17 protein-coding genes are annotated in these 14,061 nt (G+C 54.0%); all 17 read left to right on the top strand.

Annotation, left to right across the window (positions count from 1 at the left end):
- The first annotated feature begins 10 nt into the window (after window positions 1–10).
- Entirely contained in the window at window positions 11–1,513 is a 1,503-nt protein-coding gene (locus PKO02S_RS08140) for a phage portal protein (RefSeq protein WP_164821345.1), read from the top strand.
- Complete coding sequence (locus tag PKO02S_RS08135) at window positions 1,513–3,108, top strand: phage minor capsid protein (RefSeq protein ID WP_127580862.1); 1,596 nt, start codon at window positions 1,513–1,515, stop codon at window positions 3,106–3,108. The genes PKO02S_RS08140 and PKO02S_RS08135 overlap by 1 nt, the downstream gene beginning before the upstream one ends.
- A 14-nt stretch (window positions 3,109–3,122) precedes the next feature.
- On the top strand, window positions 3,123–3,329 hold the full coding sequence (locus tag PKO02S_RS08130) for a hypothetical protein (RefSeq protein ID WP_127580859.1): 207 nt from the start codon (window positions 3,123–3,125) through the stop codon (window positions 3,327–3,329).
- A 104-nt stretch (window positions 3,330–3,433) separates the two neighbouring features.
- Window positions 3,434–4,138 (top strand): scaffolding protein, encoded by a 705-nt coding sequence (locus PKO02S_RS08125; protein ID WP_127580855.1) that lies wholly within the window; start codon window positions 3,434–3,436, stop codon window positions 4,136–4,138.
- A gap of 15 nt (window positions 4,139–4,153) precedes the next feature.
- The gene (locus PKO02S_RS32785) at window positions 4,154–4,735 is read left to right on the top strand and encodes a hypothetical protein (RefSeq protein ID WP_174819890.1); all 582 of its coding nucleotides are present in this window, start codon (window positions 4,154–4,156) and stop codon (window positions 4,733–4,735) included.
- Between the two features lie 28 nt (window positions 4,736–4,763).
- Entirely contained in the window at window positions 4,764–5,897 is a 1,134-nt protein-coding gene (locus PKO02S_RS08110) for a major capsid protein (RefSeq protein ID WP_127580851.1), read from the top strand.
- 49 nt (window positions 5,898–5,946) lie between these two features.
- Window positions 5,947–6,285 (top strand): DUF7210 family protein, encoded by a 339-nt coding sequence (locus PKO02S_RS08105; RefSeq protein ID WP_127580848.1) that lies wholly within the window; start codon window positions 5,947–5,949, stop codon window positions 6,283–6,285.
- Between the two features lie 10 nt (window positions 6,286–6,295).
- Window positions 6,296–6,682, top strand: a complete 387-nt coding sequence (locus PKO02S_RS08100; RefSeq protein WP_127580845.1) for a hypothetical protein — start codon at window positions 6,296–6,298, stop codon at window positions 6,680–6,682.
- Entirely contained in the window at window positions 6,679–7,011 is a 333-nt protein-coding gene (locus PKO02S_RS08095) for a hypothetical protein (RefSeq protein WP_127580842.1), read from the top strand. The genes PKO02S_RS08100 and PKO02S_RS08095 overlap by 4 nt, the downstream gene beginning before the upstream one ends.
- Window positions 6,989–7,438, top strand: a complete 450-nt coding sequence (locus PKO02S_RS08090) for an HK97-gp10 family putative phage morphogenesis protein (RefSeq protein WP_127580839.1) — start codon at window positions 6,989–6,991, stop codon at window positions 7,436–7,438. The genes PKO02S_RS08095 and PKO02S_RS08090 overlap by 23 nt, the downstream gene beginning before the upstream one ends.
- Before the next feature lie 5 nt (window positions 7,439–7,443).
- Window positions 7,444–7,848: a minor capsid protein gene (locus tag PKO02S_RS08085; RefSeq protein ID WP_127580836.1), complete on the top strand. Its 405-nt coding sequence runs from the start codon at window positions 7,444–7,446 to the stop codon at window positions 7,846–7,848.
- A gap of 3 nt (window positions 7,849–7,851) precedes the next feature.
- A complete protein-coding gene (locus PKO02S_RS08080; protein WP_127580833.1) occupies window positions 7,852–8,190 on the top strand; it encodes a hypothetical protein in 339 nt (112 codons plus the stop codon).
- A 13-nt stretch (window positions 8,191–8,203) separates the two neighbouring features.
- Window positions 8,204–8,755 (top strand): hypothetical protein, encoded by a 552-nt coding sequence (locus tag PKO02S_RS08075; protein WP_127580830.1) that lies wholly within the window; start codon window positions 8,204–8,206, stop codon window positions 8,753–8,755.
- 65 nt (window positions 8,756–8,820) lie between these two features.
- Window positions 8,821–9,228, top strand: coding sequence for a hypothetical protein (locus tag PKO02S_RS08070; RefSeq protein WP_127580827.1), 408 nt, complete (start codon window positions 8,821–8,823; stop codon window positions 9,226–9,228).
- 32 nt (window positions 9,229–9,260) lie between these two features.
- On the top strand, window positions 9,261–9,527 hold the full coding sequence (locus PKO02S_RS08065; protein ID WP_127580824.1) for a hypothetical protein: 267 nt from the start codon (window positions 9,261–9,263) through the stop codon (window positions 9,525–9,527).
- Entirely contained in the window at window positions 9,528–13,253 is a 3,726-nt protein-coding gene (locus tag PKO02S_RS08060) for a hypothetical protein (RefSeq protein WP_127580821.1), read from the top strand. It abuts the gene before it with no gap.
- Window positions 13,250–14,056 carry a phage tail domain-containing protein gene (locus PKO02S_RS08055; RefSeq protein WP_127580818.1) on the top strand — a complete coding sequence of 269 codons (807 nt, stop codon included), beginning with the start codon at window positions 13,250–13,252 and terminating at the stop codon, window positions 14,054–14,056. The genes PKO02S_RS08060 and PKO02S_RS08055 overlap by 4 nt, the downstream gene beginning before the upstream one ends.
- Window positions 14,057–14,061: the final 5 nt, after the last annotated feature.

Raw genomic sequence — 14,061 nt, 5'->3', positions numbered from 1 at the left:
GATGATAGGGATGACGATCATCTATACGAAGCAGCGGTTTCCACCGCCGCCGTTTGATAAGGAAGTCGCCGATATGGCCTATTTCCGAGCATTGTACGATGGCGACCATGCCACGATCTTCCCGCGCGCCAAGACGGCGACGAAAGATACCCGTTATGGCATCAAACGAACCGGAATCAAGCGCTGGGAGCAGACTCGCGAGGTAGTAGAGACAACCAACATCTACGTCGTGCTCAATTTCAGCAGCCTTATCGCCGAAGTGCCGGCCGATCTGCTCAATAGGGCGCTCGGGAACATCTCAGCGGATGCCGAGCAAGGGCCGGAGCTAGACTTCGTGACCGCCGTCGTGGAAGCGTCGAAGCCAAACGAGAAGATTTGGGCCGCCATCGCTTCCCACCAGGTCGACGGGTTGATCGCTTACCGGATACGCCGCAATTCAAAGGGGAAGGTATGGTTCGAATGGATGCTCGGGGACCGGTACTTTCCCCATGATGACGATCAGGGCGCCGATATCGCTTGGATCGAAGAATGGGGGGAGCAAAGCAATCGGCAGAAGTTCCTACGGGTAGAGCGACAGCGGCTTGATGAGGCCGGCTTGACCGTCCAGCAATTCGTCTACAAGATGGATGGGGAGACGGTTGGTGACCTGCTCAACAACGCTGCTTATGCAACGCGATGGAACACCGAGATTCCTGAGGATCAGCAGTTGGGTGGCGTTACCGAGCTGCTATGCGGAGCCATTCCAAACGACGAGACGCTGCGGCACCCGCGCGGCCGATCGGCACTCCGGAACATTGATGTCATTCAAGAGGAGATCAACTGGACGATCACCCGTGATTCCATCGTGTTCGAGAAACACGGGAAGCCGAAGCTTGCCATTCCCCGCGGCCTTTGGGACACGGTTGCAAACCAGAACCAGCGTGACTATGGCGGCCGGTTCGTCCGGAACGCGGACCTCGAGGTTGTGAGCTTCGATGAGAAGACGGGAGCGGTACCGCAGTACATTACATGGGACGCCAAGACGGCCCAAAGCTTCGAGCATGTCACGCGGTTGATTCAGTACATGCTGGCGATCAGCAAGACTTCGCCCCAGGCAGCCGGCTTGGAGGAAGGGAAAGGTGACTCCGGTGTCGCACTCCTCTATCTTTGGATTCAATCGGTCATCAAGGCAGAGGCGGTCCAAGCCAAGTTCGATGCGGCATTGAAGGCAGCCATACGAAAGTGCATCATACTCGAGAATGCGCTTGGCGGCAAATCGTACAAGGTATCCAATCCGGTAGTCGAGTGGGGCGATATGCTGCCGAAAGCTGATTCTGAGCGTGACTCTGAGGAAACGGAGAAGTTCGCCGGCGGTGTACAATCGCTCGAGACGACAGTCCGGCGTATGCATCCGGATTGGTCGGAGGAGGCCATCCAAGAGGAAGTCGAGAAGATTCAGGAGGAGCAGGCAGTGGATAGCCTGAACCCGCAGCTCACGCAACCACCTAAGGTGAGGTTGGGCGGTGGTGCTTAATGGCGCTCCGGATCGACGACGAAATCAATAAAATGATCTTAGCCTACACGCAAGCCGGCCTGAGTCTTCTGGATCTACTACGATCCATGGGTGACGGCGTCAGTAGGCGGCTGAAAGAGCAGCTCCTAACTCGAATAGATTCAATCTTGAATGGGCTCACCCGGGAATCTTCGGGGCGGGCTCTTTCCATTTTGACCGAATCTTACAAAGTGGGGGCCGCAGAAGCCGCCGCGGGGATGGAAGAACTGGGTTTGTCGGCAGAATCGATCGATCGTACTCTTCGCCCGGTTGTTCACGAACAAGCCGTCCAGGCGATTATGGACGATACGTTCTATTCCATCCTTGAAGCATCGGATCACATGAGCAAGGACATCAAGCAGCGGGTCGAAGAGGTGACCCGGCGAGCCAATGAGCAATCATTGATCAGCGGCGCTTCCCGCCGGCAGGCGACTAAATCGGCCATTGCTGAGCTGACCCAGCGGCAGATCACTGGGATGGTCGCTAAGAACGGCGCGCGGATCCCGGTTGACAAGTATATGTCTTCGGTGATCCATTACCACCAGCGGAAGGCACATGTTACTGGCGTCGAGAATATGGCCGTCCAGAACAAACGGGATCTTGTGTATGTGAATAACGTGGGGATAACCTGTGAATATTGTGCCAAGTATCAAGGGAGGGTGTACTCAATCAGTGGGCAAGACGAGCGTTTTCCCCGTCTTGAGCTGAGGCCGCCTTATCATTCGCATTGCGTGCACTCCATGTCTGTTTGGGTGGAGGAGTACACGCCGGCTGCTGAGGTCCAGAGCATGATCGAGGCGTCGAATCGCCCGTTCGTGGATAACCGCACCGAGAAAAACATTCGTCGGTACCATGAGCTGCGTCGCCAAAAGGCTCAATTGAACGAAGACCACAAGCAATGGCTACGCTATAGGGCCGTTGATGAAGATGCGACTCCCAAAACGTTCGCGACGTTCAGGCGAATGAAGTATAATGGAAATGTAAAGTGGAATGAGCTTCAGGGCCGGTACCGGAAACTGAATGCGTACAATAGGATCGTTGAGAAGGAGCCGCACATTACGGCTGATCTACTCGACGTATCAAAGGCAACCGGTGTTGAAATGGTTGGCCTCGAGTATAGGCTAAAGAGCAAAGAGTCGTACCTGAGGAAAATAAACAGCTACAGCAACTACAGCAATGATCTTAAAGTCATTGATGACACCATATCAAGTACGAACGACGTCATTCGATACACGTATCAATCCCCAGCGGATAAAATGGTCGCCGATTACGATGAGGTTGTCCGAGGGCTCGCTGAAAAGGGATACGCCCCGACGCTTGTGAAGAACTTCTGGAACGATAAGCGGAATCCTTACAACGGCGTTAACGCAACGTTCAAAGGCTCGGATGGGCAACAATTCGAAGTTCAGTTCCATACGCCCGAGAGTTTTGAGCTTAAGAACGGTCAGATGCACAAGTTGTACGAAGAATACCGGCTGGACAGCACTTCTGCAGATCGCAGGACCGAGCTTACAAACGAAATGTTCAAGCTGTCGCATGGGCTGCAGCGACCGAAGGATATTGATAAATTGAAGTAAGGAGGCTGGTGGCCATGGATGACTTTTATTTTGCATATGATTTCGACGGCAAGTCTGCTTCCCGCCTGTATCGGTTTATCAATGGTCAATTCGAGCGATACGATCCGGGCGCTGGCAACTGGAAGCCATCACCGGAGCAAGCTTGTATATTCGTTGGTGAGGACGGGTTTTACGACGAAATAAGTGAAGAACAGGCCAATTCAATTCAAGTTACGATCTAATGAGCACTCTCGAGACTTCGGGGGTGTTTTTCTTTTGTCCAAAACGTGGCATGACGTTAAACTGCTAGCCGGCTGCCTACCCAGGCGTAAAACAGGAGGTCAATATGAAACAGAAAATCGCAAGTCGTTTCCGTCTACCTTTGAATCTGCAGTTGTTTGCGGGTGATCCGAATCCAAACCCTGATCCAAACCCGAATCCAAATCCTGCTCCGGATCCGAAGGATAAGACATTCACACAAGCTGAACTTGATACAGCGGTTCAGTCACGTCTATCAAGGGCAGAGAAAGCAGCGAAGACAGCTCTCGCTAAAGAGCTTGGATATGACTCCGTAGAGGCTATGCAAGCTGCGCTGAAGAAGCCGGAAGGCAGTAGTGGTAAGGGGAGCGAAGGCACCCCCCTTACGATGGATGATGTCGAGAAGCGCGCCAAGGAGCTGCTCGCGGCTAGTCAAAAGGATCAATCGGAGAAGACATTCCAGCGTCTGCTCCGCGCCGAGGTGAAGGTATTGGCGAATGAACTCGGGTTCGCCGATTGGGAAGACGCGGCGGCGCTCGCTGATCTTTCCAAGGTCAAGGAAGACGAGAAGGGTAATCTGATCGGCGTGAAGGAAGCGCTGGACGAGCTCCTGAAGAAGAAACCGCATCTGGGAAAGCAAAAGCCTGGTGGCGGCTCTTTCGGAGCGCCTGTCGGCGGTAGCGGCGGCGCAGGGGCCGGCACGAAAGAAGCACAGGAAGCGCTTATTAAACAAGCTCAATCGCGGGGGGCGCTGCCGGCAAGTCAGTCGGTTTACAACCCGTGGGGCAAATAAGGAGGACTGAGAAGCATGCGTTTGCAACCAAGGGATCGATTCATGGTCGAAGCCGAGCCGGAGATTCTCGCATCGTTCGAGGTGATCCGCGAAGTCACCAACGGGATCACAATTGATTATACGAAGGTGCCGGCCGACGCCAACGGTGATCGCAAGATTCAAAAGGGGATGCCGATGGCGAAGATTACATCGTCCGGCAAATGGCGGCCATACACGGGCGGGCTCGCTCTGGCAGCCAACGTCTCCGGCAGCGCGACTACAGCAACTCTTAACGATGTCAGCCGGCTGGTCGTAGGGGATACGATCAAGTTTTACAACGGGACGAACACCGAGAACAAGACGATCACGGCGATCGACTACACGACGAAGGTCATCACGTTCACAGCCATCACGAACGCTTATACAACGGCCAATGGTGTGCTGACGAACGATGATGGTGGCGACAGCCCGACGATCATCTTGAAGCGCGGCATTAACGTGAAGGATGGCGATCATGTGGTCGGTGGCTACGAGGTTGGGAAGTTCATCACCGAACGTATCCCAGTCACCGTTGACGCTGCTTTGCGGGCGAAGATGCCGCATATTGTGTTCGCCTAATCCGGAATAGAGAGGACTGAACAGGAACATGGAAAAGAAGTATCGTTTGAAAATGAACCTCCAGTTGTTTGCTGCCGAAGATCCGGTCAACATGACACTGGAACAAGCACTCATGGGTTCGGACTTGCTGGTATACTCCCGGAACCTGACGATCAACAACGAGTATCTGAATCCGTTGTTGTTCCCTCCCAAGGAAACATCGGAATTGACGATCGATGTCATCCGCAGCTCTGCCGGCCGCCTTCCAGTTATGGCCCAAATTGCGGAGCTCGGTACCGAAGTCGAATATGGGTCGCGTGAAGGACTGTCCGGTACCCGGATCGAGATTCCGAAGATCCAGCGTGGCCGTTATATGGACGAGAGGCTTGTTCGTCTTGCCCTGCAGGCGTCCAGCTCCTTCGGGCTCCGGCCGCAGGAAGCGAACCAGTTGCGCAATGAGCAGTTGAACGACGCCCAGTATGCGGTCGACTCTATCAATGCTCGAAAAGAGTGGATCGCGATGCAGGCCGTCTCGAATGGTGCTGTAACCTACAATGAAGGCAACGTGAAAATTGCCGTTGATTGGGGCTATGAGACCGCGCAGAAACCGGTCTTGACCAGTACGGACAGATGGTCTGACTATGATAACTCTACTCCAATCACGGATATTCAAGGTTGGGTGGAGGAGCGCGCTTTGAAAGGCATCAAGTTAGCTCGATCGCTAACGTCCCGCAAGATTCTTTCACACTTGTTGCAAAACAAATCGATCCGGTTGCAGTATTTCGGTAACCCAAGCGGTTCAGCGCAGCCTCCGCAGCTCAACCGAGCTCAGTTGAATGCGGTATTTGATTCTCTTGGCCTGCCGCAGATTGCAATTAATGACACGCAACTACGCACCGAGGACAAGGCACTTACGAATGGAAAGGTCACATACACGACGACTCGGACTTTCGCAGACAGCAAGTTCATGCTTCTTCCGGAAGGCCCGCTGGGTAACTATCTGTGGGCTAAGACCACGGAGGAAATGCTGGCCGAGATCGAAGCTGTTCAGACCGGCGACATGGGCATCTACGTATTCCGCGATGTGACCAAGAACCCGATCCGGGTACGTACTGCCGGCGTAGCGCTGAGTTTCCCGGCGTTCGCTTGGGCCGACTCGGTTGTTTCGGCAACAGTCATCTAAAGAGCGCCTCATGGCGCTCTTTCTATTTTCCTTGGGAGGGTGAGTAGCGGTGAAAGTGAAAATTACAGGTCTCGTCAAATACGGCGGGAAATGGCGGGTAAAGGGTGACATCCTGACCGATGTTTCGGAAGAAATCGGGAAGCAAATGATTGCCCAAGACGTGGCGGAAGAAGTATTGAAGACACCAGCCGAGATTGCATCCGAGGAAGAAGCGGCGGCAGCTGAGACGGCAAAGAAAGAAGCGGAGAAGAAAGAAGCGGAGAAGAAAGAAGCGGAGAAGAAGCTCAAATCGCTCCGGAAGAAAGCGGCTGAACTCGGGATCGAAGGCGCCGCTGATAAAGATGCCGAAACCCTGCTTACGGAGATTGCCGCTAAAGAACAGAAGTAGGTGAGCGCGTATGGATCGTGTAGTCGTTGATTCTTGGATTGCCGCCAACTTGCTTGATACCGATGCCTGGGACCAGGTGAGTGAGCAGAAGCAGACGGTTGCTGTCGTTCAAGCTGAGCGCAATCTGGCTCGCTGGTACCCGGCGGCCGAGCTTGTCGTTGCCTTGGTATCCTATCAGGCGGTGTGGGAGTTGCAGGGCAACGACCCGACGCTCAAGTATCAGAAGCATAACGTCAAATCTGTCTCTGATAACGGCGAGTCCATCAGCTACAAGGACGGCCAGCGGGATGTGGTTGCTCCGGATGTTCGCCAGATCCTCGGGTCAACTGCTGAAGAACTGAAGGCCGAGGAAGAGGCTGCGGCGGAGCAGCGGCAGTATGGCGGAGAGCTCGTATGAGTCTCTTCGGTTATCCAGCCACCGTCACCCACTATCATTCGGCTATGGACGAATGGGGCCGCCCGCTGCCGCCGGCGTCAGCTGTAAAGTCAGCCAAGGTTGTCGAGGAGCAACGGCTCATCAAGAACGCACGAGGCGAGGACGTTCAGATCGCGTATATCATTCACCTCGAGGGTCCGCATGCCGTAGGCTTCGACGACTACTTCACCTACAACAGCGAGTTAGGCGAGTTGATTCGCTGCGAGGTGGCGCACATCGAGGTGCGTAAGTTCCTCGGGACCGATCGGACGAAGAAGGTGGTTGTCTATGGCCGACCGCAAACCGTTTAGCTTTAGCCTCGAGGGAATCGAGGTGATGATCGGTGAACTGGACCGGTTCACGGAAGAACTCGATCGTCGGCTTCGCGATACGTTGACTCGATTGGCGCTTAAGGTCATCCATGATGCAAAGCGTCTAGCTCCACTCGACACAGGCGACCTGGAAGCGGCACTCGTAGTAGGCGAGATCATGCAGCGATACGGTGTGATGTATATCGATGTAGGGACAAGCCCCGAGGTCGATCATTACGCGATTGCCCAGCATGAAGGGTTCCGGGTGACGAAAGGCGGCAAACTGGTCCAGTTTAAGCCCGGCGAGAAGACGATCAGCAAGGGGCCGTATAACGGGGAGATGCCCGGGAAGAAGTATCTGGAGCGTGCGCTGCAGATGAATGAGAAGCTCATTATGGAAGAACTGAGCAAGATTCTGGAGGGGTGAAGAGGATGTTGGCGAGCGAATTGATTTCATACTTAACGGCATCCGGCTTCACGGTCTATCCGGATCCGAACTTCATTCCCGACAACCTTCCTGAAAATAAGCTTCCCTGCTTGTTCGTTTTCGGTTCCGGCGGCTTCGCGCCGCATGATTATGTGCCGACGGAGCGGCCAACGTACCAAATCATCATCAAAGGTAAGTCATATAAGGCTGACTCATCGAACATGGCGAGCACCGAGGTACTGGCAATGCAGCTCATCCATCATCTGAACCGCCGGCCAAACTACCAGGTCGGTGCAACTCATGTATTTTCGAGCCGGGCTATACAGTCCGCACCGATTCCACTTGGGCTGGACGAGAAGGACCGGCCTGTGTTTTCGACCAATTTCCAATTTTACACGAGGGAGGGATAAGGGATGCCCAGAACACCTATTGCTGTTCAACAACCATCAGACGCCGGCGCGCTGTTGGCTCGAACGAATGGCGATGCCGTGAACAATCATGAGATGGTCAATAACGGGAATACATTGCTGATCATTAAGAACGGCGGCGGTGCATCGATCAACGTAACGCTGAAATACGCTGCCGATAAGTACGGACGAACCGGTACGAAGGTCGTCGCGGTTGGGACAACCGAGGAGAAGGTGCTTGGTCCGTTCACCAAAGACCTGTACTGCCAGCCAGACGGCAAACTTCAGTTTGACCTATCAGCTGCGACTAGCGTGACTATCGGCGCCGTCAGCGCCCATCCATAGGAGGTGAATCAAATTGAGTGACGTAAATGACATCTATGCCGGACCGGGTATCTTCGTATGGGGGATTAACTCCAACGGGACAGAGGAGGCCGGGGCCATCACGATTGATCTGACTCAGGGCGGCATCCGCTTCTTCACGGAGACGACATACTTCGAGCCGACCACAGACCAAACAGGTACCGCGCCGGTGAAGTCGATTAAGACGGGAACGGTTGGCCGTGTAGAACTTGCCACGCCGGACATGAAGTTCGACAAGGTGGTCTCATTTAATCCGGATGCTTCGAAGGTCGTCGACGGGACCACATCCAGCAAGATCAAATACCAGATCACGGGCTTGGCCGGCCGCGAGCTCCCGCGGAAGCGTGCGGTAATCAAACCGCAGGGCATTACGGATCCGAACCGCTACATTTATCTCGAAGCCTGCAGCATCAAGTTCGACGTAGATGCTAGGTTCCAACTGGACGCCAACCAGACAATGACCATCAATGGTCTGGCATACCCTTCGTTGGAGGCTACGCCTAAGGGGCTGCTGTACACCTGGGGCGATATTACAGCTACAGCATAATCTATCATTCATTCGACGCGAGAGGGCCCACTAGCCCTCTCTCTTCCGTCTAAGGAGGGGCATTCATGCTTCCATTTATCAAAAAGGACCACGTTCGGCTTGGTTCGAAGAAAGTCGAGATTCCCAAACTTACTCGCAACCGACTGAAGAAACTGACCGACCACATCGGCACGATCGGAGATTTCCTCGTTAGGCTGTTCATGACGCCGGCTGAAGGACGTGCAACCTTTCTCGTCGCGGCTGCCGATATTGCGATCGATGAAATATACGAGGTCACGGCGATTTTGAGCGGGCTTCCGGAGGAGTACCTGAGCGAACACGCCAGCTTCGGGGAGTGCGCTGAGTATCTCCGATTGACCTGGGAGAAGAACGACATTAATGCCGCCTTGGGAAACTTAAACGGCCTGATCCCGCCAATGGCGCAGCAGTTCGTGCAGAGCATTCTGCAGCGAATGGATCAGGCAAAACACTAAGCCACGATGAATTCGTGCTGAGGTGCTGCTTGGTGTTAGGCAAGACGCAGTATGAGGTCGAAAACGAATACGCGTTTATTGATCTTCCCGAGTTGATGAAGCTTGCAAATGAAAAGCGAGCCGCCGAACTGATGGAGCAGCTGGAAGTGACGGCTTATCCACATATTGCGGACAAGGCCGCGCAGAAGGCGATAATCAATCGAATAAGGGGACGTCTTCCTCAGGCGCCGGCGGTACCGGCGAAGTCCGCTGAGGAACAGTATGAAGCGCAGCTTGCGCGCATGCGGGGAGGGATTTAGGTGACGGTACAGATCGGTGAGCTCCGTGCACGGTTGACAGCTGAAGCGCAGCAGATGAAGCAAGAAATCCGTACAGTGAAGAAGGATATCAGCGATCTCGGCGAGGAGGGGAAGAAGGCAGGGCGCAATTTCAGCACGATGAATGCCGCGTTGACTCAGATCGGCCTGAACACAGAGCAACTGAAGAAGGTCGAAGCCCAGCTGAGCAAAATAAATCCTTCCCGGGTGGAGCAGGGACTTGCGGAAATCGTGCAGGAGCTTCGGCGTATGGGTGTCGAGAGCAAGCAGGTCGAAAAGGTCAGTAAAGAGCTGAAGAACGTCGAGACCGGCTCCGTACGGGCCAAACAGGGCGTGGACGGGCTTGGTGCTGGGTTGGCATCGTTGGGAGCTGGCTTCGCCGCCGAACGAATGGTGAGCATGATTCAGGCGTTTACGGACGAGGCCACGGCTCTTTCCCGGTCTTACCGTGGCTTATCTGAGGTCTCCAAATCATTGAACCAAGACGTCGGCCAGACGATCGGACTCGCGGACGAGCTGGCGGATCGCTGGGGCCTGAACAAGGCGGCGCTCGCAGATACGGTAAAAACCTACTTGACTGCCGGGCTAACACTCGATCAGACACGAACCATCATCACCGCCACTGCGGATGCTGCGGTCTATAACCGTGAAGCTCATTTGGAATGGGACGAGGCTATCCGTCAGGTCGCGCAGGGCATTAAGATGGGGAACTCGGAGCTGACGGACGCCGCCGGCATTACGACGAACCTTTCTGTCATGCAGGAACGCTATGCGAAATCGATTGGTACGACCGCTGATAAGCTGACGGAGGGACAGAAGATTCAGGCGGCGTACAATGGCATCTTGGCCGAAGCGGCGATGTTCGCCGGGAATGCCGATTCTGCAATGACAGGTTACACGGGCACGCAGGCGACCTACGCCCAGACGTTGAAGACAGCGCGGGTGGAACTGGGTGAATCGTTCCTTCCAGCACTCGAGCGGATGATGGAGGTCGTGACCCCGGTAATCAAGGACTTAGCAGCGTGGGTCGATCAGAACGAGCAGATTGTTGTCGGCTTGGCCGCGGCGGCAATTGCAGTTACGGCTATGATTGCGGTTGTCGGCGGATTGACTGCCGCCTTCTTCGCGTTGAACGCGGTGATGGGGCCAGTCGGATGGGCCATACTAGCGATCGGTGCGGTTACGACCGGGGTTGTCGCTTACAATATCGCCGCAAGCTCGGCGGCAGACTCCTCTCTGCAGTTTGCCGAAAGCATAGAAGAACTGAATCAGAAATTAGACGAATCTCCGCTAAAGAGAACGTCTGATGAAGTAAAAGGCCTACAATCCGACATTGACGAATTGAATCGACTTCTAGTACGGCGAAATGAATTAGAAAAGCAATACTTCAACGCTGCTACTGATTCCGATGCGACGAACTTGTCCGTCGAAATCACCGAGATTGACGCTGCTTTGCGAAAAATGGATTTTCAGAACATCCAGCAAGCAACAGAAGCATTAAAGCGAATGAAGCAACATTTGGAAGAAGCGATCCCGGCTGTTGTTGCTTTGAAGCGAGCCGAAATGGCAGAACTCGCAACAAAAGAGGATCAGATCAAAAAAACGGAGGAGCTACGCCGGAAGTACAGCGAGCTGTCATCATCCGAAAAACTGAGCGAAGATCAGAAAAAAGAGTTAGCCGGCGTTGTCCAGCAACTTAAGAAGGAGTACCCTGATCTCATCGCCAAGTTGGATGAAGAGGGCCGCTATCACATTACCAACCGCGAGGCGATCTTTGAGTTGATCGATGCTGAACGTGGCGCACTACGTATCAAGACGGAACTTCGAAAACAGGAGCTGGAAGACCTTAAGAAAAGTACCGAAGTGAAATTGAAACAAGCTGAGCTTGAAGTATCCGCTCTCGAGGAAGTCACCAAAGCTCAGATGCGAAAAGATGCTCCGATGCTCAAAGAGCAGTTCGATGAATCCCAGATTCCTGATTATGTAACTGGTGACATGCGGAAGGCTATGATCTTGCAAGGCAAGAAGCTGAATGAAGAAGCCAATCGCCGATTACTCGAAAGGACTGACGGATTAAACGCAATACGTTCCTCGCTAAACGAGATTAAAAAAATGCAGCAGAATTTAGAAACAGGAAATCTGGATGATTATCGCCCTAAGGGTCCTCCTAGCGGAGGCGGAGGCGACCCTCCCGATCCCAAGGACGATCCTCAGCGGAAAGCGTTTGAGGAGGAGATTGCGCTCATCCGTTACAAAGCCGAAATGTATGACTGGTCCGCGCAGCAGCAGATTGAAGCGCTTGAGAAGGTGAAGCAGGGCCACAAAGCATATCTGGCGCGCGCGGTGGAAGACGAACGTATGGTCAATCTTCAGATCAAGCAACTGCACGATGCGATATCCGAAGATGAATTGAAGCAAGCGGAGGCGACCCGCAAGGCAGGGTTTGACCTGTCGCTGTGGTGGATCGAGCGGGAGAAACACTTCAAGCGACTGTCACTCGAAGAGGAGTATGCCGCTTGGGAGCGCGTCCAGAATCGATATGAAGAGGGATCGAAGGAGCGCGACCGGGCCGAGCGGGAGATGTTCCGCGTCCGGGAGGAAATGCATAAGCGGGAACTGGATCGGGCGGAGGAGCTCGAGAAGCAACGCAAGGCGGCCGTGAACGAAGTTGAGGATCTGCTCGACAAGCAAAAGCAAGCAGTAGAAAATGCACGTCGCGCTGAGTTGAAGGCCATAAAGGAATCGCGAGAGGCATTCGTTGATGCGCAGGAAGAAAAAATCCGTGCTATCGACCGGTTGATGGATGCGGAAGCGGATGCGAACGCCGATTCCGATTTTGCCGCCAAGTTGGCCGAAAAGCGTGCTCGAGCGGAGTTGCTGGCTTCTGCTGTTGGACCGGAAGGAAAGCGAGAACAGGAGCAACTCCTGAAAGAAATTGCCGATATGGAGACGGACCACCAGCGCGAGCTTCGCAGGCGACAGCTTGAGGCAGAGAAGCTTGCGCTTGAGGATGAGAAGCGAACGAAGGAAGAGGCTTTCGACGACCAGCAAGATGCAGTGGAGCAGCAATACGATGACCTGATTCGCGCCTTTGAGGATTACAGCGGCGATGTCGAAGGAATTGAGAAGAGCATTCAAGCGTTTCGTATTTCCAGCACTGGGACTGCGAATGCAAAGATATTGTCCGACCTGGACGTGTTTGTTGAATCCTACCGCCAAAAGATGGCCACCGTAACCTCAATCTCTGGAGATATTGAAAAGCAACGTGATTGGGCGGAGTACACGGCCAATACAACCGAGTGGTACTCCACGAATGACCCGGCAAGGAAGGGTGAGCTGCACCGCCGGAATACGGAGCTACGGACGAAGTACGGGGTTCCGCAGGATGATTATGACAACCTGCAGCATTTCAGTGAAGGCGGGGTGGTGGCCGGCATCCGGGACCGCGCCGTGCCGATCGTTGCTCATGCTGGTGAGATTGTGCTGAATGCTTACCAGCAAAATGCACTGTTTCGGATGCTTGATTCGGCAACGCCTTCCATTGCGGCACAATCAACGACCAATAATTCGCAGCAGATTGTCAACCACTTCGACTTGTCGATCGATGAGGTGCATGTCGAGGACGATGCCGATATTGAAAGCTTGTACGACGAGCGGGAAAGCCTAGTCAAGCGGATCCAGGCTAGAACGGGGGAGAAATCGCTATGAAATGCTTCATCAATGGCGTCGATACCGCGTCCGTCGACCTCGAGCTGGTCGAACGTTACATTCCGCCGCTACCGAACGTCGAGGATCAGAACGTGCAGATTGATGGCCGGGACGGCGAAATAGACTTCGGCATGGTCTATGGCCCCCGTGTCATCCAGCTTGTCTTCTTCCTCACGGAGTACACGGAGCTAGACTATTACGATAAGATTGCTGCAGCGGTGGAAATGTTCAATCCTCGCATTGGCGAACTTACCGTCACCTTCGATGATCTTCCCGGGAGAGTCTACTCCGCCCGGCCGATCGGCACAGTGCCGATCGATAAGGGAGGTACTATTCGAACGCTCGCCATTCCGCTCAAGATGCATCAGCCGTTCCCGGAATCAACGGATGTGTCGAGTGGTTGGGAGTACGGGCAAGGCTACTCTTACGGAATGGGGCTCCGTTATGGAGACGAGTACAGCTATACGGTCAGCTCGTCCCCGGATACTTTCGAGATCTACCACGCCGGCAATGTGCCGATCAAGCCGAAGTTCAGAATCACCGGCCATTTTACCAATTTGAATCTGAGCGACGGCCGCGGGAATACATTGGTGCTTACCCGAGTAAATGGCCCTTCCGATTACATCGACATCAACTGCGAGAAGGGAACCGTCAAACTGAACAATAGTCAGAACATCTATTCCCAATCGAATGGATGTTTTTTTGTGCTCCCGAAAGGGGAAACGACATTCACGGCGACCGCATCCGGCACGGTGAACTTCACGATTACCTTTGCTCCATTCCGGCATAGATACCTGTTTTAGGGAGG

Origin of the sequence: Paenibacillus koleovorans NBRC 103111, assembly GCF_004000845.1 — a bacterium.
GTDB lineage: Bacteria > Bacillota > Bacilli > Paenibacillales > NBRC-103111 > Paenibacillus_AA > Paenibacillus_AA koleovorans.
The sequence above is the reverse complement of the archived record's forward strand: the minus strand, read 5'-3'. Positions and strand labels throughout refer to the sequence as shown.